The sequence below is a fragment of the Mesorhizobium sp. WSM4806 genome, from assembly GCF_055811635.1.
The window spans coordinates 262,225-282,137 of record NZ_JBVVQZ010000001.1 but is presented as its reverse complement, the minus strand read 5'-3'; the positions used below and the strand labels follow the sequence as shown (position 1 = coordinate 282,137).

At 62.3% G+C, this 19,913-nt stretch carries 18 protein-coding genes; 16 read left to right on the top strand and 2 right to left on the bottom strand.

The window, feature by feature from the left end:
* Window positions 1-158: 158 nt before the first annotated feature.
* From AC0L2M_RS01270 to AC0L2M_RS01235, 8 genes are read left to right on the top strand one after another with little or no spacing between them, the layout of a single operon-like run.
* Window positions 159-1,700 carry a sugar ABC transporter ATP-binding protein gene (locus tag AC0L2M_RS01270; RefSeq protein ID WP_473533818.1) on the top strand — a complete coding sequence of 514 codons (1,542 nt, stop codon included), beginning with the start codon at window positions 159-161 and terminating at the stop codon, window positions 1,698-1,700.
* Window positions 1,701-1,719: 19 nt separating this feature from the next.
* Window positions 1,720-2,709 (top strand): ABC transporter permease, encoded by a 990-nt coding sequence (locus AC0L2M_RS01265; RefSeq protein WP_473533817.1) that lies wholly within the window; start codon window positions 1,720-1,722, stop codon window positions 2,707-2,709.
* 28 nt (window positions 2,710-2,737) lie between these two features.
* Entirely contained in the window at window positions 2,738-3,718 is a 981-nt protein-coding gene (locus AC0L2M_RS01260; RefSeq protein ID WP_473533816.1) for a sugar-binding transcriptional regulator, read from the top strand.
* Window positions 3,715-4,710, top strand: coding sequence for an aldo/keto reductase (locus AC0L2M_RS01255; RefSeq protein WP_473533815.1), 996 nt, complete (start codon window positions 3,715-3,717; stop codon window positions 4,708-4,710). The genes AC0L2M_RS01260 and AC0L2M_RS01255 overlap by 4 nt, the downstream gene beginning before the upstream one ends.
* Window positions 4,711-4,728: 18 nt before the next feature.
* A complete protein-coding gene (locus AC0L2M_RS01250; protein WP_473533814.1) occupies window positions 4,729-6,465 on the top strand; it encodes a glycerol-3-phosphate dehydrogenase/oxidase in 1,737 nt (578 codons plus the stop codon).
* Window positions 6,438-7,280: a class I fructose-bisphosphate aldolase gene (locus AC0L2M_RS01245; protein WP_287217363.1), complete on the top strand. Its 843-nt coding sequence runs from the start codon at window positions 6,438-6,440 to the stop codon at window positions 7,278-7,280. The genes AC0L2M_RS01250 and AC0L2M_RS01245 overlap by 28 nt, the downstream gene beginning before the upstream one ends.
* A gap of 25 nt (window positions 7,281-7,305) precedes the next feature.
* Window positions 7,306-8,820 (top strand): FGGY-family carbohydrate kinase, encoded by a 1,515-nt coding sequence (locus AC0L2M_RS01240; protein WP_287217362.1) that lies wholly within the window; start codon window positions 7,306-7,308, stop codon window positions 8,818-8,820.
* Window positions 8,817-10,439: a GMC family oxidoreductase gene (locus tag AC0L2M_RS01235; protein WP_287050015.1), complete on the top strand. Its 1,623-nt coding sequence runs from the start codon at window positions 8,817-8,819 to the stop codon at window positions 10,437-10,439. The genes AC0L2M_RS01240 and AC0L2M_RS01235 overlap by 4 nt, the downstream gene beginning before the upstream one ends.
* An 84-nt stretch (window positions 10,440-10,523) precedes the next feature.
* Here the strand turns inward: AC0L2M_RS01235 and AC0L2M_RS01230 are convergent, their stop codons facing one another.
* Window positions 10,524-11,312: a class I SAM-dependent methyltransferase gene (locus AC0L2M_RS01230; protein WP_236388101.1), complete on the bottom strand. Its 789-nt coding sequence runs from the start codon at window positions 11,310-11,312 to the stop codon at window positions 10,524-10,526.
* Window positions 11,313-11,473: 161 nt separating this feature from the next.
* On the opposite strand from AC0L2M_RS01230, the gene AC0L2M_RS01225 reads away from it, so the two are divergent.
* From AC0L2M_RS01225 to AC0L2M_RS01210, 4 genes are all read left to right on the top strand, one after another.
* Window positions 11,474-12,556 carry an ABC transporter substrate-binding protein gene (locus tag AC0L2M_RS01225; RefSeq protein ID WP_236388958.1) on the top strand — a complete coding sequence of 361 codons (1,083 nt, stop codon included), beginning with the start codon at window positions 11,474-11,476 and terminating at the stop codon, window positions 12,554-12,556.
* Window positions 12,546-13,613 carry a FecCD family ABC transporter permease gene (locus AC0L2M_RS01220; RefSeq protein ID WP_236388102.1) on the top strand — a complete coding sequence of 356 codons (1,068 nt, stop codon included), beginning with the start codon at window positions 12,546-12,548 and terminating at the stop codon, window positions 13,611-13,613. The genes AC0L2M_RS01225 and AC0L2M_RS01220 overlap by 11 nt, the downstream gene beginning before the upstream one ends.
* A complete protein-coding gene (locus AC0L2M_RS01215; RefSeq protein ID WP_236388103.1) occupies window positions 13,607-14,392 on the top strand; it encodes an ABC transporter ATP-binding protein in 786 nt (261 codons plus the stop codon). The genes AC0L2M_RS01220 and AC0L2M_RS01215 overlap by 7 nt, the downstream gene beginning before the upstream one ends.
* 243 nt (window positions 14,393-14,635) lie before the next feature.
* Entirely contained in the window at window positions 14,636-15,142 is a 507-nt protein-coding gene (locus AC0L2M_RS01210) for a hypothetical protein (RefSeq protein WP_473533813.1), read from the top strand.
* 103 nt (window positions 15,143-15,245) lie between these two features.
* On the opposite strand, the gene AC0L2M_RS01205 is transcribed toward AC0L2M_RS01210, so the two are convergent.
* A complete protein-coding gene (locus AC0L2M_RS01205; protein WP_287177740.1) occupies window positions 15,246-16,190 on the bottom strand; it encodes a lipid kinase in 945 nt (314 codons plus the stop codon).
* Between the two features lie 162 nt (window positions 16,191-16,352).
* Here AC0L2M_RS01205 and AC0L2M_RS01200 point away from each other — a divergent pair, with 162 nt between their 5' ends.
* From AC0L2M_RS01200 to AC0L2M_RS01185, 4 genes are all read left to right on the top strand, one after another.
* Entirely contained in the window at window positions 16,353-16,586 is a 234-nt protein-coding gene (locus tag AC0L2M_RS01200) for an AbrB/MazE/SpoVT family DNA-binding domain-containing protein (RefSeq protein ID WP_027156398.1), read from the top strand.
* Window positions 16,583-16,987 carry a type II toxin-antitoxin system VapC family toxin gene (locus AC0L2M_RS01195; protein ID WP_287177739.1) on the top strand — a complete coding sequence of 135 codons (405 nt, stop codon included), beginning with the start codon at window positions 16,583-16,585 and terminating at the stop codon, window positions 16,985-16,987. The genes AC0L2M_RS01200 and AC0L2M_RS01195 overlap by 4 nt, the downstream gene beginning before the upstream one ends.
* A 155-nt stretch (window positions 16,988-17,142) precedes the next feature.
* Entirely contained in the window at window positions 17,143-18,225 is a 1,083-nt protein-coding gene (locus AC0L2M_RS01190) for a P-loop NTPase family protein (RefSeq protein ID WP_473533812.1), read from the top strand.
* A complete protein-coding gene (locus tag AC0L2M_RS01185) occupies window positions 18,204-19,784 on the top strand; it encodes an ABC transporter transmembrane domain-containing protein (protein WP_287298742.1) in 1,581 nt (526 codons plus the stop codon). Before AC0L2M_RS01190 ends, AC0L2M_RS01185 begins: the two co-directional genes overlap by 22 nt.
* Window positions 19,785-19,913: the final 129 nt, after the last annotated feature.

The window sequence follows — 19,913 nt, the reverse complement described above, 5'->3', positions numbered from 1 at the left end:
TCCCCCCCTTGTGTTGTTGGGTGGTGGGCTTTTTTTTTTTTAAACCCCCCCGCCCCCGCGGCTTTCCTCGCTTTTTTTTTTGGGGGGGGGGGGGGGGGGGGGCCCCCCCCCCCTCGACCCGGGCCATATCATCAATTTCAACGCTGAAGGGGGACGGAGTGACTGCCGCCGCCATTCTTGAAATCCGCGACATCTCGAAATCGTTCGGCGCCATCAAAGCGCTGACCGGGGTCGATTTCACGCTGCAGCGCGGCGAAATTCATGCGCTGTGCGGCGAGAACGGCGCGGGCAAGTCCACGCTGATGAATATCATCGCCGGCATTGTGCAACCCGACGAAGGCGCCATTCGTCTCGAAGGCAAGAACGTCACCATTACATCGCCATCCGCCGCGCAGCGGCTTGGCATAGGCCTCGTCCATCAGGAAATCGCGCTCTGCCAGGATGCCACGGTGGCCGAGAATATCCTCATGGCGGCCGTCAACAATCGGCGCGCGCCGCTGATGAATTTTCGCCGGCTCTACGCCGATGCGCAGAAGATAATGGACCTGCTGGCGCCGATCCCGGTCGAGACGCCAGTCGCCGAGCTTTCTATTTCCAACCAGCAACTTGTAGAAATCGCCAAGGCGCTGACGCTCGAATGCCGGGTGCTGATGCTCGACGAGCCGACGGCCGCGCTGACCGAGACCGAGGCGCAGCGCCTTTTCGCAATCGTCCGCGATCTCAAGGCGCGCGGAATTTCAATCATCTACATCAGCCATCGCATGGCGGAGATCTTCAGCCTGTGCGACCGCGTCACGGTGTTTCGTGACGGCAGATACGTAGCGACCGATTCTATCGCTTCGGTCACTCCCAATGATGTCGTGCGCAAGATGGTCGGGCGCGAAATCACGCAGCTTTATCCCGAAAAGCTCTCGCCTGAACGGCGTACCGACCGCCCTGTGCTGTCGGTCGAAAATCTCTCCTATCGACAGGGTTCCGCTGGCGTTGGGTTCACGCTTCGAGCAGGCGAAATTCTTGGGATCGGCGGGTTGATTGGCGCCGGTCGCAGCGAGATGGTCCAGACCGTTTGCGGCTTGCGCCCGAAAGTGTCGGGATCGGTCGAACTCAACGGCGAGCCGATCAGCATCAGGACCTACAGCGATGCGGTGCGCGCAGGCCTGGTCTACCTCTCGGAGGACCGCAAGGCGTCCGGCCTGTTCCTCGACCTGTCGGTTGCATCCAATATCTCCGCGCTCGACCTTCGGAAGCTGACCACGCCGCTTGGGCTGCTCGATCGCCGCGCCGAGGCAAAGCAAGCCACCGACCTGGTCGTGCGCCACAATGTGCGCATGGGCGGCATAGAGACACTGGTGTCGACGCTCAGCGGTGGCAACCAGCAGAAAGTCGCCATCGCCAGGCTTCTTTCGGTCGGCCCCAAGGTGGTCATTCTGGACGAGCCCACACGCGGGGTCGATGTCGGCGCCAAAGTGGAAATTCATCGCCTGCTTCGCGATCTCGCCGAGCGGGGCGTCGGCGTCATCGTGATTTCATCCGAGCTTCCGGAATTGATCGGACTGAGCGACCGGGTGCTTGTCATACACCAAGGTGCCATCGTCGGCGAACTGGGGGCTGACGAATTGACCGAAGAGGCAATCATGCTGCTGGCTTCGGGTCTCCGGCAGCAACGATCAAACGCAAGGCAGGTTCAGAATGTCGCTTAGACAGACCGGAGGAACCCTCATGGACGCTGAAATCAAGGCGAGCGCCCCCGGGCTTGGCGGGCGCAATTGGCTGCGTCTTGGGTCAATGCGCGAGGCGGGGCTGATCGCAATCATGCTGGCGCTGTGCATCGCCATGACATTCGCTTCGCCGCATTTCCTGACCTGGGGAAATTTCCGCGCCATGCTGATGAGCTTCTCGATTGAAGGCATCGTCGTGGTCGGCATGACGATACTCCTCATAGTCGGCGGCATCGACCTTTCCGTCGGGTCGGTGGTCTGCTTCTCCATGGTCGTGTCAGGCGCTCTCTTCCTGATGGGTCTGGACCCGTGGACCGCGAGCCTCATCGGCATAGGCGCCAGCGCGCTGATCGGCGCGGTGATGGGCTTCTTCGTGACCGTTATCGGGCTCAATCACTTCATCACATCGTTGGCGGCGATGGTGATCGTGCGCGGTCTCTGCCTTGTCATCACCAAGGGAACCCCGCTGTCGCTGTTCACCCTGCCGCCCGGGTTCAAGGCGATCGGCCAGGGCAGCTTCGGCAATGTGCCTTATGTCATCGTCATTTTTGTCGTGGGCGTGGCCATCTTCGATTTTCTGCTTCGGCGTGCCACGGCCTTCCGCAAGGTCTTTTATACCGGCAGCAACGAGAAGGCGGCCCAATTTTCGGGCATCAAGACCAAGCAGGTCAAATTCTGGGTCACGGTTCTCTGCTCCACCCTCGCGGGCTTTGCCGGCGTCATCTATATGTCACGCTTTGGCGCTGCGACCCCGACCTTCGGCGCTGGCATGGAGCTCAACATCATCGCCGCGGCGGTGATTGGCGGAGCATCGCTCAATGGCGGCTCGGGCACCATCTTCGGCGCAATACTGGGCATGGCGCTGCTCTCGGTCGTCACAAGCTCGCTGATCCTGCTCGACGTTTCCGTCTATTGGCAGGACATGATCAAGGGATGCATCCTGCTCGCGGCGGTATCGATCGACCACTTCCTGCACCGCAGGAAGTCCTGAGCAGCAGCGCGAGAGTTGAGCATCCATCATGTCACCACCCAATTCGCGGGACGACGTCACGATCGTCCGCCAGATGTATCAGGCGCTTGTGCTTCATTACATGGAAGCCAAGACGCAGGCGGAAATCGCCAAGGAGCTTGGCATCTCGCATGCGACCGTCAACCGCCTCATCAAACGCGGTCATCAACTCGGGCTTGTCGAGATCAAGATCAAGTCGCCGGTCGAGCAACTGATCGACATCGAGGCGCGACTTGTCGCGATCGGCGGACTCCAAAGGGCCGTCGTCGTCCCCTCCGTTTCGGACAATCCGCAGACTGCGCTTCAGCGTGTCGGTGAGGCCGCAGCCAGGCTGGTGCTCGAGACGATCAAGGACGGCGACACGATTTCCATCACCGGGGGCAAGGGGGTGAGTGCCGTCGTCGCCGGCCTCAAGCCGAGCCGCAGCTACGACGTCGAGGTTGTTCCCGCGACCGGCCTGGTCCAGGGCAAGCATTACACCGACGTCAATCATGTCGCGTCTCTGATGGCCGACAAACTCGGCGGGCGCGCCTTTCAGATTCACGCACCGCTGTTTGCCGACAGCCCGGCCCAACGTGACATGCTGATGGGCGTCCGGGCCGTTTCGGACGTCTTCAACAAGGCGCGCGAAGCAACGCTTGCGGTCGTCGGCATCGGCTCCATCCTGGCTGACGATTCGAGCTACTACGATCTGCACCCGTCCTCGAGCGCCGACCGGCTGGCCATCGAGCGCTCGGGGGCGGCGGGCGAGCTGCTCGCCCATCTCATAGACGGCGACGGCAAGCTCGCGGACTACAGCCTCAACCGCTCACTGGTCTCGCTGACGCTCGAGGAATTCGCGACCATTCCGCAGTCGATCGGGGTCGCAAGCGGCGCCAGCAAGGTGGTCCCAATCCTCAGTGCCATGCGCGGCTCTCACCTAGACACTCTCGTCACCGACGAAACCACCGGCTTGAAGATCCTCGAGCTCGCCGAAGGAAATGCAGCATGAATACTCGACAAATCACCCGCTCAATCGGCAAGTCCGGCGTTGTCGCTTCGGCGGTGGGACTCGGCACCTGGGCCATCGGCGGCTGGATGTGGGGTGGCACGGATGAAGCAGAATCGATCGCCGCCATCCAGGCGTCCTTCGATGCCGGCGTTTCGCTGATCGACACCGCGCCGGCTTACGGTCTTGGCCGCAGCGAAGAGATCGTCGGCAAGGCCATCAAGGGCCGGCGCGACCGCGCGGTCATCGCCAGCAAATGCGGCCTCAACTGGCATTCGAAAAAGGGCAACCACTTCTTCGATCAGGATGGAACGCCGGTGAACCGATATCTGGGCGCCGACGGCATCGCTTATGAAGTGGAACAGAGCCTGCGGCGGCTCGGCACCGACTATATCGATCTCTACATCACCCACTGGCAGGACCCGACGACACCCATTGCCGAAACAATGGGAGCGCTCGAACGCCTCAAATCCGCTGGCAAGGTCCGCGCCATCGGCGCCAGCAATCTCAATGCTGCCGAGCTGCAGCAGTATGTCGCCGCTGGCCAGCTCGACGCGATCCAGGAAAGATATTCGATGCTGGATCGCGACATCGAGCAGACATTGCTGCCGATCGCGCGCCAGCATCAAGTTGCAGCACTCAGTTACTCGTCGCTTGCACTCGGCCTGCTCTCAGGCGCCATCGATCCGGCGCGCGAGTTCAGCGGCGACGACCAGCGCAAAGACAATCCGCGCTTCTCTCAGGCTAACCGGCGCAAGGTAGCCGCGTTGAAACATGCCCTGACCCCGGTCGCTGAGATCCACCAGGCAAGCATGGCGCAGATCGTCATCGCCTGGACGCTGGCGCAACCCGGCATAACCTTCGCGTTGTGTGGAGCGCGAAACGCGACGCAGGCGCTCGACAACGCCAGGGCAGGGGAGATTTTACTGAGCGCGGCGGAACTGGGGGCCATCGATGCGGCGGTGGCCGGGCACCTCGTAGCGATAGACGCGTGATCGAAAGCGCGTCCTGAGATGAATCGCATCCAGACGATCGCCGGCTTGCGCGGGAACCCCGATGTTGACGTCCTCGTCATAGGCGGCGGCATCAACGGCATCAGCGTGTTTCGCGAACTCGCTTTGCAGGGCGTCGATGTCCTGCTCGCCGAAAAGGGCGATTATTGCTCCGGCGCCAGCGCAGCCCTCTCGCGCATGGTTCATGGCGGCTTGCGCTACCTTGAAAACGGCGAGTTCAAGCTGGTCCGCGAATCCCTGCTCGAACGCGATCGGCTATTGAAGAACGCGCCGCATTACGTTGCGCCACTGCCAACCACAGTGCCAATCTTCGACCTGTTCTCAGGCATCGCAAATGGTGCATTCCGCTTCCTTGGGCTAAGCCGTCGTCCGGGTCGGCGCGGCGCATTGGTCATCAAGACCGGCCTGGCGATGTATGACTTCTTCACCGCCGCACGGCGTATCGTCCCGACGCACAAGTTCAGGAGCCGTGCTGAAACACTCAAGGTCTGGCCTGCAATCAATCCTGCTATCCGCAATTCGGCGACATACTATGACGCCTGGGTCAGCCACCCCGAGCGGCTGGGTACCGAGATGCTGCGCGACACCATGAACGAAAAGCCATCCGCTCGAGCGCTCAACTATGCACGTGTATCGCTTGGTGACGCGAGCCTTGCGCTCAACGACGGACTGTCTGGCGAAACGATCGCCGTGAAGCCGCGGCTCGTCGTCAACGCCACAGGCGGCTGGATCGACCTGACCAATTCGGCTATCGGAGCCGTTGCGCCCAAGTTTATGGGCGGCACCAAAGGATCGCATCTGATCGTCGATAATCGCGAGCTTCACGACGCGCTCGACGGCCACATGATCTATTACGAGAACGAGGACGGCCGGATCTGCATCCTGTTCCCCTATCTCGGCAATGTGCTGGTCGGCTCGACGGATATCCGTGCCGACGATCCCGACCAGGCGCGCTGCGAGGACGACGAGCGGCAATACATCCGGCAGTCCGTGTCCTTCGTGTTTCCCGGGATCGAGATCACTGATACCGACATCGTCTTTCAGTTCACCGGGGTGAGGCCGCTACCGATAAGCCGGGACAGTTTTACCGGGCGCATTCCCCGCGATCATTTCTGCGAGCTCATCGAGGGCGCCGGTATGGTGCAGCCGACGCTGTGCATGATCGGCGGGAAATGGACAACCTTCCGGTCGTTCGGCGAACTGGCAGCGGATATCGTGCTCGAGCGATTGTGCCGACGGCGCATCGTCGGCACCGAAAACATGCCGATCGGCGGCGGCCGGCATTTTCCCATGGCCCCCGAAAAATGGTGCGCAGAACGCGCGGCGGCGCATGGCCTGTCGCTTGACCGCATGCGCAGCCTGTTCGCGCGCTACGGCACCGTGGCGGATGCCGTCGCCGCTTTTTTGGCAGCGGGACAGGACGAGCTCTTGCCTGGCAGCGACTACTCGGTCCGGGAGATTCAGTATCTCATCGCCAATGAATATGTCGAGCAGTTGGAGGACCTGCTGCTCCGCCGCACGACAATCGCCATCACCGGCGCTCTCTCTTGCGACCTTCTCGACGCAGTTCTCGATATTCTCGCTGTCGAAAAGAGCTGGGACGCTGCGCGCAAGGCGTTCGAGCGCACCGATTTCCTCGCCCTGCTGCAGCGCCAGCACGGCGTCGATCTCGACCAGCTATCGCAAAAAGACCAAGGAAGGAGCGCCGAATGCGCATCAACAAGAAAGTCCGCATGAAGCGGCTGTTCGGCGGGGCGCGCTGTCTCGACGTCGCAATCGACCATGGCGTATGCAACGAGCCGTCGTTCCTGGAAGGGCTGGAGGATATGGCTGGCGTCGTCGCCCAGCTGGTCGCCGCGGGGCCGGACGCCATTCAGATGAATTATGGCCAGGCCGATTTGCTGCAGACCCTGCCCGGCAAGGACAAGCCGGCATTGGTCATGCGCATAGACATGGGCAATCCATACAACAAAACCCGCCATCGTTCGATGTGGGCTGTCCTGCAGAACGAAGCCGAGCCGCTGATCGGCGCGCTGGAGATGGACGCGGCCTGCGTGGTCGTCAATTTATTCATGCTGCCCGACGAGCCGGACCTGTTTCGGCAATGCGTCCACAACATTGCCAGGGTTCGCGCCGACTGTGAAAGATATGGCTTGCCGCTGATGATCGAGCCGCTGGCAATGCTGCCCAATTCGGAGCGCGGAGGATACATGGTCGACGGCGACCCCGAAAAGATCGTCACCCTGACCCGGCTCGCCAGCGAGATGGGAGCCGACATCATCAAGGCGGATCCGACGACCGATCCGAACGACTTCCACCGGGTGGTGGCTGCGGCACGCTGTCCTGTCCTTGTGCGCGGTGGGGGCAGGGAGGATTTGCGCGCCGTCTTCGACAAGTCGGCGGCGCTGATGGCACAAGGCGCGGCAGGCATGGTCTATGGCCGCAACATATACCAGCATTCCAACCCTCGTGCCGTCGTGAGAGGATTGATGGCGATCATCCATGAGAATGCGGACGGCGCGGCGGCTTGGGAGCTCTACCAGCAACAGTAATCTTTGCAGCTTGGGAGGAGCTTCAATGCAGCGATACATTCTTGGCCTTGATGCGGGCAATACCGTCATCAAGGCCATCATCTTCGACACCGCCGGTCGCGAACTCGCACTTGCCGCTCGCGACGGCCGTTCCTGCATGCCAGAGCCCGGCCATGTCGAGCGGGACCTCGGCGAATTGTGGCGCAACGCCGTCGAGGTCATCCGCCAGTGCCTCGACCAGTCGGGCATCGACCCCCGCGAGATCGCGGTGATCGGCTGCGCCGGCCACGGCAACGGGCTCTACGCGCTGGACCGCGGCGGCGACCCGCTGCTCGGCATCCAGTCGCTCGACACGCGCGGCGTCGGCATCGTCAGCGAATGGGCGGCCGCAGGCGTTGGCGACCGGACCTATATCCACTGCCTGCAACGGCCCTGGGCGGCGCAGACGCCGACTCTGCTGGCGTGGCTCAAGCGCCATGATCCGGCACTTTTTGCCAAAATAGGCACCGTCTTCCTGTGCAAGGATTTTATCGTCAACCGCCTCACCGGCACGCGCTCGACCGAGACCTCGGATATGTCGGGCTGCGGGCTTTTGCACATGCCCGGCCGACGCTACGAGCCTGAGTTGCTGGCCGCCTATGGTCTCGACGATTGCATGGAACTGCTGCCGAACGTGCTGGAAGCCTCCGCCATCGCCGGCCATGTCACGCGCGATGTCGCCGCTGCCACCGGCCTTCTTGCGGGCACGCCTGTGGTGGCCGGCCTGTTCGACGTCGTCGCCAGCGCCATCGGTTCGGGCGTCACCAGCACCGGCGCCGCCTCGATCATTGCCGGCACCTGGAGCATCAACCAGGTTATCACCCAAGAGCCGATCCGCGATCCGTCTATCTTCATGCTGTCGACCTTCGATCCGCTGCGCTATCTCGCCATCGAATCGAGCGCCACTTCGGCCGCAAATCTCGAGTGGATCGTGCGTGAGTTCTTCGAGCATGCGCCGCCGGCAGGCGCATCGCCATTCGAGATCTGCAGCGAGCTTGTTGCTTCCGTCGATCCCGCGGGAGACATGCCGATCTATCACCCATTCCTTTACGGCTCGCAGCAGAATGGCAAGGCGCGTGCCGGTTTCTACGGCATCGCCGGCTGGCACACGCGGGCTCATATGCTGCGCGCACTGTTCGAGGGCGTCGTCTTCGAGCACCGGCGCCATGTCGAGACGTTGCGTCGAGCGGGAGCCATTGTCAGCCAGGCGGTTCTTTCGGGCGGCGGCTCGCGCAGCGCCGTTTGGCCGCAGATATTCGCAGATGTGCTGGACGTGCCGGTGACCGTGGCGCGCAGCCGTGAGACAGGTGCGCTGGGAGCTGCGATTGCAGCCGGGACAGGCGTCGGCTTATTTGCCGACTTCTCTGCGGGCGCCACCGCGATGACCGCGCCCGACCGATGCTACCAGCCCAATTGCGCGATCGCACCGGTCTATGAGCGGCGCTATCGTCTCTATGGTGAGATCAACAAGGCCATGGGTCCGCTATGGGACAGGATGGCAAGCGAACGGACGTCCAATTGACACAGACCGCTGCCGATTTTGGACAGTACGACTTCATCATCGTCGGCGCGGGTTCAGCCGGCTGCGTGCTGGCCAACAGACTGTCGGCCAATCCAGGCATGCGCGTGCTGCTTCTGGAAGCCGGCGGCAGCGATCGCTATCACTGGGTCAACATTCCCATCGGTTATCTCTACTGCATGGGCAACCCGCGCACCGATTGGCTGATGAAGACCGAGCCGGAGCCCGGGCTGAACGGTCGTGCGCTCAACTATCCGCGCGGCAAGCTTCTGGGCGGCTGCTCGTCGATCAACGGCATGATCTACATGCGCGGCCAGGCGGCCGACTATGATGGCTGGCGGCAAGCCGGAAATCCCGGTTGGGGCTGGGATGACGTGCTTCCGTATTTCCGCAAGTCCGAGGACCATTTTGGTGGCGCCAACGACCTTCACGGTGCCGGTGGCGAATGGCGCGTCGAGCGCCAGCGCCTGTCGTGGCCAATCCTCGACGCCTTCCGCGACGCCGCCGAGGAACTCGGCATCCCCCGCACCGAGGACTTCAACGGCGGGACCAACGAAGGGTCGGGCTATTTCGAGGTCAATCAGAGGAAAGGCGTGCGCTGGAATACCTCGAAGGCGTTCCTGCGCAGCGCGCTGCGACGGCCGAATTTGCGCGTCGTCACCGGCGCCGAGACCGAGACGCTGGATTTCGACGGAGCTTGCGTCACCGGCGTTGTCTTCCGCATGGGCGGCCAGCTGCATCGAGCGCGGGCAGGCGAGACGATCCTTGCCGCCGGCGCGATCAATTCGCCGAAGCTGCTCGAGCTTTCCGGCGTCGGCCGACCTGCCGTGCTTGGCGCAGCAGGAATCCCGGTTCGCCACGCGCTGGAAGGCGTCGGCGAGAACCTGCAGGATCATTTGCAGATCCGCACAGTCTTCAAGGTCGCCAACGCCTCGACGCTAAACCAGCGCTACCACAATCTGTTCAGCCGCGCGGCCATGGGCGTCGAATACGCTATCCGTCGCAGCGGACCGCTGTCGATGGCGCCGAGCCAGCTTGGCATCTTCGCCAGAAGCGACCCACGCCTGGAGACGCCCGATCTCGAATACCATGTCCAGCCGTTGAGCACTGACCGGCTGGGCGAGCCGCTGCATCGTTTCCCCGCGGTCACGGTTTCGGTCTGCAATCTCAGACCGGAAAGCCGCGGCACCGTCCACATGGAGGCGTCCGATCCGCAGGCGGCTCCGAAGATCCGGCCGAACTATTTGTCTACCGAGGTGGACAGGACCGTGGCTGTAGCATCGCTCCGCCACGTCCGCCGCTTGATGAAGGCGCGCGCCATTGCCCGTTTCGCGCCTGAGGAAATGCTGCCCGGTGCACATTATGAAAGCGACGAAGATCTCGTCCGCAAGGCCGGCGATATCGGCACGACGATTTTCCACCCGGTCGGCACCTGCAAGATGGGCGCAGGCTCGACGGCAGTGGTCGACGGCCGGCTGCGGGTGCACGGCATTTCCGGCCTGCGCGTCGTCGACGCTTCGATCATGCCGACGATTCTTTCCGGCAACACCAACTCTCCAGTGGTCATGATCGCGGAGAAGGCATCGGAAATGATCCTGCAGGACGCCAACCAGAAGAAATAATCCTCGGTGGCGCATCTGAGCTGACGCAGACCGGCAGCTATTGCCTGTCGTGCCGTCGCCCCGCTCCATGCAGCGCCGAGGCGTTTACTGCGGCTTTGTCGCGCAGATTGCGAAGCGATGTTGAGTGGCGCGTTCGAGCGCCTTGGGCCAGATCATCCGTCGAGCTTGGGCGCGATGGATCGCCCCCAGTCTCCAGTCCACGACCGGCTGCTCGAACCCGGCTTCGGCCAGCAAGCGAACTATCTCTTCCGCCCGTGCGCCGCCTGAGAAATAGACACGGGCAAGAATGTTCTGGTGACGTCTGGCCATGGCGGCGCCGTCATTGTCCGAGACCTGGGACGTGCTGGCCGTGAGCGTCTCCCAAAGTTCCCGCAAACGCGTCGCCCAGTTGCGGCTGACAAAATCGCCGTCGATAACCAGCAGCCTGCCGCCGGGCTTCAGCAGCGAAAGCCATTCGGCAAAGGCCGCCTTCGGATCCAGCAGAGTCCAGACCAGGTGACGGGTGACGATGACATCGTAGCTCGCCCTGTCCTCGAGCGTGCGTTCGGCATCGCTCATGATGAAGCGGATATCGGCGGAGCGTTTTTGTGCCTTGGCGCGCGCCTTGGCGAGCATGGCTTCCGACCAGTCGAGGCCTGTCACCACAAAGCCCAGATCGTGCATCAGATGCGAAATGACGCCTGTCCCGCAGGCGAGATCCAGAGACGCCCGCCCGGCACCAGGCCCAATGTGCCTGCTTATGAGCGCATGCCAGGCGGCACGCTCCTGCTCCGAAAAAATCTCGTGGCCGACCTGCAGGTCGAATGTCTCGGCGCGGTCGGACCAATAGTCCCGAATCTCGTCGCGCAGCGAATAGTTTGCGTGAGCCGTCATTGCCCGAAACGCACTCCCCAAAGCGGCTACATTGGAATTGCTCTAAAAGAAAATTCTTGATTATACAATTCATGTTTCATAAGCGGGGCCGGCAACTGAATTGCGAGAGCCCAATGATTTTGAAATCGATATTTGCGGCCGCGGTCGCGCTCGCGGCCTTGATGCCGCTTACCCCAGGCGCGCGCGCCGAGACCGTCACCGACATTACCGGCCGCAAGGTCGAGGTGAAGACGCCGGTCGAGAAGGTCATCCTCGGCGAAGGCCGGCAGATCTACCTGATCGCCGCGCTCGATACCGACAACCCTTTCAAGCGCATCGTTGGCTGGCGCGAGGATTTCTCCCAGGCCGATCCCGACAATTACGCCGTCTATCTGGAAAAATTCCCGTCAATGGCGGCGATACCGACCTTCGGCGGTTTCAAGGACGGCACCTTCGACATCGAGCAGGCCATCGCGCTTGACCCGGACGTGATGATCATGAACATCGAGTCCAAGCAGGCAACCGAGGACGCGCAATACATCGAGAAGCTCGCCGCCGTCGGCATTCCGGTGGTCTATGTCGATTTCCGCGAGCAACCCTTCACCAACACCGAGCCGAGCATGCGCCTGATCGGCAAGCTGCTTGGCCAAGAACAGCGGGCCGAGGCGTTCATCGCCTACCGCGCGGCTCAGATCGCGCGCGTCACCGATGTGATCGCAGAGAAGAACCCCAAGCGCCCGACCGTGTTCATCGATCGCGCCGGGGGCTATTCCGATGATTGCTGCATGAGCTTCGGCAACGACAATTTTGGCAAGTTCGTCGACATGGCCGGCGGGGCCAATATCGCGACCGACCTGATCCCGGGCACGTTTGGCGCGCTCAATCCCGAACAGATCATCGCCAGCGATCCCGACCAGGTGATTGTGACGGGCGGCAATTGGGAGGCCTATGTGCCGGGCGGCAAATGGGTCGGCGTCGGTCCCGGCGCCGACGAAGCGGCGGCACTGAAGAAACTCAAGGGCCTGACCGAGCGGCCCGCGCTAACCGGCATCAAGGCGGTGGAGAACGGCCAGGTCCACGCCATCTGGCACCAGTTCTACAACAGCCCCTATCAGTTCGTCGCCATACAGCAGATGGCCAAATGGCTGCATCCCGACCTGTTCGCCGATCTCGACGCCGAGGCCACCTTCAAGGAGTTGCACGAGAAGTTCCTGCCGGTCGGGTACAGGCCTGGCCATTGGGTCTCGCTCTCCGATGAGCAGTGAACCGGCCGCACTGTCAGCCAAACAAGGGCGCAGGCTCTACCGCGCCCTTGTCCTGCGCAAGCAGCTGATCCTGGCGGGGCTCGCCCTGGCGCTGCTGCTGAGCCTCTGCATCGACCTCGCGCTCGGGCCCGCAAGCTATAGCCTCGACCAGGTGGTGCTCGCCCTGGTTTCTCCCGGCAGTGTGCCGCTTCAGGTGCGCGTCGTGTTGTGGGACATCCGGCTTCCCATCGCGCTCATGGCAGTGGTCGTCGGCGCAGCACTGTCGGTCGCCGGTGCGCAGATGCAGACCATCCTCAACAATCCGCTCGCCAGCCCGTTCACGCTCGGCATTTCGGCGGCGGCCAGCTTTGGCGCAGCACTCGCGCTTGCCTTCGGCGTCGCGCTGATCCCGGCGGCGATCGAATATATCGTGCCGCTCAACGCCTTCGTGGTGGCGATGCTGACCGCACTCGTCATCCACCTGCTCAGTCTCAAGCGCGGCGTGACGGTCGAAACCATCGTGCTTCTCGGCATCGCGCTCGTATTCACCTTCAATGCGCTGCTGTCGCTCGTCCAGTATCTTTCCTCCGAGCAGGCGCTCGCCGCGGTCGTGTTCTGGACGATGGGAAGCCTCACCAAAGCCACCTGGCCCAAGCTCATCATCACCAGCCTCATCCTTCTCGCAACACTTCCGATATTCGTGCGCCGCGCCTGGGCGCTGACGGCGCTGCGGCTAGGCGAAGACAAGGCCGCGAGCTTTGGCGTCAAGGTCGCACGCCTTAGGCTCGAAACCATGATGATGGTGAGCCTCCTTGCTGCCATTCCCGTCGCCTTCGTCGGCACGATCGGCTTCATCGGGCTTGTCGGTCCGCACATCGCCCGCATGCTGATCGGAGAAGATCAGCGCTTCTTCCTGCCCGCCTCGGCGCTTTCGGGGGCGCTCATCCTTTCGGCGAGTTCGGTTGCCAGCAAGTCGCTCGTTCCAGGCACGATCTTCCCGATCGGCATCGTCACCTCGCTTATCGGCATTCCCTTCTTCATCTCGCTGATCCTCTCGAATGTGAGGCGCTCATGGTAACGATCAGGCTCGATGGTCTCGGAGCCTTCCACGGGGCGCGGCTCGTCCTTTCGGATGTTTCAACTCCCATTTTCCGGGGTGGCGAGGTTGTCGCCGTGATCGGGCCCAACGCAGCGGGGAAGTCGACGCTGTTCAAGCGCATCGCAGGACTTCTGAAGGGCCCGGGACGCGTCTGCCTCGAGGGAGCGGCGAAGGGACCGGACGGCATCTGCTATATGCCGCAGGATACGGCAGCCAACGCGGTGCTGACCGTCTATGAATCGATCCTGCTCGCCCGCAAGCAGGGCTCGGCCTGGTCGGTCAGCGACGGCGACCTCGCACTCATAGACGGCATCCTGGCCGCGCTCAGCATCTCGGATCTTGCCTTTCGCAACGTCGGAGAATTGAGCGGCGGGCAAAGGCAGGTGGTAAGCATCGCCCAGACCCTGGCTCGCGAACCTGAAATCCTGCTGATGGACGAGCCGACGTCCGCGCTTGACTTGCACCGGCAGGTAGAGGTGCTGACCTTCATGCGCGGGCTTGCGCGCAAGCACGGAATTGCGGTGTTGATCGCAATTCACGACCTCAATCAGGCCCTGCGCTTCGCCGACAAATGCATCGTCATCGCCGAGGGGCGGATGGTCGCCTGCGGCGCGCCGGAAGAGGTCGTTACGCCGGCGCTTTTGCGTGATGTGTACCGCGTCGAGGCGAGGATCGAGCGCTGCTCGCGGGGCATCGGTCATGTCATGGTGGACGGCGTCGCCGCCGAAACGGCAGCGACTGCATCGATAGCAGCCTAAGGCATCTGTGGTCGAAAGCCAAAAGCCTAGAAAATAGATCGAAATTATGGCGTAAATCTTTGAATCAAATACGTTTTATATCACCATGGCGGCTGCTTTGGCGACGAATGCAGGCATTCACTCACGACCACTGCACGTCCTTCGACGAGATACCCTGGGTAGACAGAGGTCATGAAAACGCGCGATAAGGTTAGCCTGCGCTAGATTCAGAGATGGCCGGGGCACCAGATGATGGCACGCCGAATGTGCAACGCAATCCTTGGCTTCGCGGCGCTTGCCGTAACCGCGTGCCAATCGGCGCCTGAAACGCCGCGACCCACTGTCGAACCTGCGTTAGGACCTGGACCCATTCCTGCCCAAACCGCCTCGGATCCTGCCGCTGTTCCTTCCGGCTCGGCAATTATTGATCAATCCGTGGCGGTCACTCCCCCTGCCAAGACCGTCCCGACAAAATATGCTGCTTTTTCGGGTCTATGGGCCGGACGATTGGAGGGGATGTATGACGCCAAACTTGCTGTTCAGACGATTTCTTCCAATGGCAAGGTGACGGTCACCTATGCGTGGGGAACTCTGGGCGACAACCATCCGGGAGAGGCCGCCGGCGTTGGAAGAATTGTGGGGACTACTTTGAAGCTCGAGCGCCTGCCGAGTGGCGCAGACGTCAGTTTTGTCATGCGGCCCGACAGAACCCTGGCCGGAACCGTCAGGCTTGCCGGCCAGACCTACACGGGCGCGTTCGTCAAGCAATGATCGAAGACATGCCCGGAAGGCTATGTTGCTGTTGCCAGATCACTCCTGATCGAGAGATGGCCGCAGGCAGTTGGGTTTGTTCGACGCGCGCTTGGTCGCCAGTCTAGCCGCTGTTTGCGCTGACCGCGTCACCAGGCACCCTTGTGCGGGGCTGTATGCGCGCGGCGGCAGGCGCGAACACCGAAATCGCCTTCGGGTGGACCTTGAAATGCGCCGGGGTCGAGGTGACGATCTCACCGTCAGTGTTCACCGGCATCGGCCTTTTCGTCTCGATGTCGAACTCGACGCATCTGGCCGTGCGAACCTCGCTCCAGGCGCCGTGCGTGCCCGAGCGGAACGAGCGCAACAAGAGCGCCATTTTCCAGAGATTCGTCATTTCCAGGCTGTACAGGTCGAGATGGCCGTCATCGATCTCCGCGGTCTCCTCGACGACGTTGCCGCCGCCATAGTGGCGGCCGTTGCCGACCGCTATCTGGTAGGTCTCGACTTCGGTCGTTGCGCCCTTTTCGGTAATCCTTGCTTCAAAGTGGCGGGCCTTGGTCAACACTTTCATGGCCGCCAAGGCATAGCCAAACCTGCCGAAACGCTTCTTCAGCGCCGGATCCAGCCCCTGGGCAAGATCGGTGCTGAGGCCGATGCTCGCGACGTTGAAGAAAGCGTGACCATTGACGGTCCCGATATCGATCAGACGTCGTCCGCCCTCTACTATCACGTCGGCCGCCTTCCCAAGATCCAACGGTATTTCGAGGGTGCGCGCCAGATCGTTCGCCGTCCCCATCGGAATGATGCCCATCGGCAGCCCGCTTTCCATGACCGCGACCGCCGCCGAGGACACCGAGCCATCGCCGCCGCACACGATCACAAGATCGGCCCTATGGCGAAGGCGCACGATGTCGCGTGCTATCTCGGGCAGTGCCTCAAATGTCTCGACGCTGACGCGGAGCCCTCCGGCTTCCAGCCGCTCGACGACCGGTGCGAGAGATTCCTGCCCGCGTCGTGCCTTTGGATTGATGAGTAGAAGCGCGCGTCTGTTCGTGATGTCATTCATGCGGCGTAGATAGGGTGCGTGCCTGCGGATTACGACGTCGACAGGCGCGCCTGGGAAAACAAGTCACAAAATCATGGCTTTGGCAGCCGTTTGCGGAGGTTGAAATTCGGCTGACTTGGTAATACCTTGTGGAAAATGGGTATTACCAAGGTGCAAGATGAGATGACCAACACAGTCACAGCCAAAGGACAGGTGACCATCCCGAAGCCGGTCCGGGACCTGCTCGGAATCGTTCCGGGCAGCAAGGTTGATTTCCGCCGCACCGATGACGGCAATGTGGTGATTGTGCGTAGTGACAAGAAGCAGCCCGCGAGCCGCTTCGCGAAATTGCGCGGCCATGCCGGCAAGGGGCTCGACACCGACGCGATCATGGCACTGACGCGTGGCGACGCGTGACGCTGGTCGACACCAACGTTTTGCTCGATCTTGTCACGGACGATGCGAACTGGGCGGATTGGTCGATCGCCCGGCTTGAGGCGGCAAGCCTCGATGGGCCGTTGTTGATCAACGATGCGGTCTATGCCGAACTTGCCGTCCGCTATGACCGCATCGAGAGTATCGACGCGTTTCTTGACGAAGCCGGTCTCCAAATGGCTCCGATGCCCCGGGCAGCACTGTTCCTCGCCGGAAAGGTCTTTACGCAGTATCGCAAATCGGGCGGATCGCGCACTGGCGTGCTGCCTGACTTCTTCATTGGCGCCCATGCGGCCGTCGATGGACTGCCGCTGCTCACCCGCGACGTTGGCCGCTACCGCACTTATTTTCCATCGCTGAAACTGATCGCACCGGGCGCCTGAACAGCCCGCCTGCCCGAGAACATGTGTGCGTAGGCCCCGCGGCTTGGGTCTACGCCATCGTGGCGAAAAGAATTGCAACTCCACCGAGAATAATCCTGGTTCAACCGCGTTCTCCCCTAAGTAACAGCGCCCCCTTGGTGACCGGAGAGACCACAATGGAAATTCTTGACTGCGAACGCATCGCGAAGGCCAAGCGGGCTTTCACGACCCGCCGAATTCCCACTGAGCGCATGCGGATGTTGCTTTCGCCTCCTGCCGAACCGAAGGCAGGCGACCTGGTGCTCGCGCGGATCGAGGCGCTCGGTCACCACAAGTCGGTCGAGCTGCCCTCGGGACGCAAAGCGGCACTTGCCGCGACGGACGAAGTCGTCCTGGCCTACGGCAACCGCTACGCTCCTGATCAGTTCGAAGCGATCGTGCCGGCAGATCTCGGACCGTGCCATATGGTGGCGGCAGGCGGAGTGGCTTCGCGGGCGTTGGCATGGCACGACAAGACCATGTCTCCGACTGCGATCGTGCCGCTCGGCCTCGTCACCAACTCATGCGGCCGCGTTCTGAACGTTGCAGACTTTGCGGTCGCGCCGCAGCCGGCGCGGCTCCCCCCGCCGACAATCGTTGTCTTCGGAACGTCGATGAATTCGGGCAAGACGACAACAGCTGCAAGCCTCGTGCGTGGTTTGACCAGGGCAGGTTTCGCAGTTGGTGCGGCAAAGGTGACCGGAACCGGAGCCGGCAATGATCTCTGGTCGATGATGGATGCCGGAGCATGCGCCGCCCTTGATTTCACTGATGCCGGCTTTGCCACGACCTATCTTGCTCCAATCGATGCCATCGTCGAGGGCGCGCAGCATTTGCTGCACTCTCTTGCCGCCACCGGGGCGGAGATCGCGGTTCTGGAGGTCGCGGATGGGCTATTCCAGTCCGAGACGGCCGCGCTGGCAAAGTCCCCGAAATTCCGCGAGCTGACCGGCGGCGTGCTGTTTGCCGCAGGCGATGCGATGGGCGCGGTGGCGGGCTGCGAAAGGCTGCGCGAGCTTGGATACGACGTGCTCGGGCTCAGCGGGCTCCTGACCTGCTCGCCGCTGGCGCGCCGGGAAGCAGGCGCTGCCAACGCCCCTGTCTATGGCGTCAAGGAACTCACCGATCCGGCGACCGCGGCAAGCATAGTCTCAGGGATATTGAACCCGCGCCTGATGGTGATCGCTGGAGGTGCACAATGCCTCTACCAGGAATCCTGATCGGCACGCGACTGGTCGCCCTCGCCGTTCTTGTCGCCATCGGCTTTGCCAAGGCCGCCACGTCGCTCGCTCTTGTCGCTATCGTCGGTGCGGCGGTTTCCGGGGAACCGCAGCCGCTCGGGCAGGGCAGGCTGATCGTGGCCAGCCTTTCGCTCGGCATCGCGCTCTTCGCACTCGGGGTGATGCAGCGCCGACAGGGGGCAGCTTTTGCACTGGACTATGTGCGCGAGGTCCGCAGACTGCTGGTCGAGCAACTCTTCGCGTTGCCGCCTGGCGCCGGCCGGACCGGTCTCGGCCTGGTAATGACCCGCCTCGTCACCGACCTCTCCGCCATCAGATCCTGGCTGGCCGACGGCGTCGCTTCCCTCTTTGTTGCGGGTCCTTCCGTCGTTCTCATCGTGCTTGGCGCCTTCTGGCTTGCCCCGGGGGTTGCGCCGTTCCTGCTTTGCGGCGTTCTTGCCTGGTCGATCGTCTGTCTTGTTGCCCTGCCGTTTCTTCACCGGGCCATCCGCGAAAGCCGGCGGAGGCGGGGACGGCTTGCCGGCCGTCTCGGCGACATCGTTGTCGCCCGGGCGGCGTTTGCCCATTTCGGCAAAAGCGGAACGTCCACACGCAAGATCGACCGGATGTCGGAAGCGCTCAACATGTGGCTCGTTCGCCGGGCAGGGTGGTCGGGGGCTGCGCGCGCGTCCAGCGACTTCGTCATGCCCGTGATCGTCGTCATCCTCGTGGCCTATGCGTTTTCGGGCCGCCCGGCGATTCTCGTTGGCGATCTCAGCACGCTATTGCTCCTCGCCGGACTGACGGTTGGCCAGCTTTCCGACCTCGCTCGCGCCGCCGACTATCGGCTTGCCTATGTCGAGTCCCGCCGCCGGATTGCCTCCATCCTGGCGAGGCCGGTCCTTGCGGATCCTGTGAATCCAATTCCCATGCCGCGCTCGACGTCAGGCCGGCGGCTGCGCATCGAATTTCATTGCCGAAACGGCACGCCGTCAAACGTGCTGGGGGCCGCGCCCGGCGCCTCGATCCTGCTTGGCGGTGATACGCCTGAAGCACGCAGCGCACTTTTTTCCAGCATCGCAGGTTTTGAGGAAAACAGCGGCCTGGCGGTTTTCCTTGATGACATCCCCGTCAACAAGATTTCGCAGCGCGACCGGCGCCGGGCAATCACCCTTTTGTCGCCGGCGATCCCGTTGGTGCGGGCTACAATGGTCGACAATATAGCCCTGGGAGCGCCCTCAGCGACTTCTCTGGAAGAGATAATCGCCACGGCCTCGCTGTGCGGCCTGGCAGTCGATGGACCTCCAGGCAGCAGCCAGAGGCGACTGGAGCCTGCTCGCGTTAGTGCAATGCAGGCCGCCCGAATCCGTGCCGCACGAGCGCTGGTCCGATCAGCGGCCGTGCTCCTTATCGACGACATTGATGTCTGCAAGGACCGGGACTTGCTTGCGGCCGTTCTTGCACACGCGCGTGCCGCGCAAACGACAGTAATCGTCTCGTGCGAAGCAACCACTGCGGGCGTGGAATTCGATGGTACCTGGCTTCTCGATTGCGCGTGATCGAGAGATCGCCCTGCTGCATGTCTTGTTGCAACCCCTCCTGAATAGTCCTGTTTAGGTTCATCGATCCACAATATGGATCGCATTTTCGCCTCAAGTCGCTGCTGTACAGGCGATTACATGGAAAAA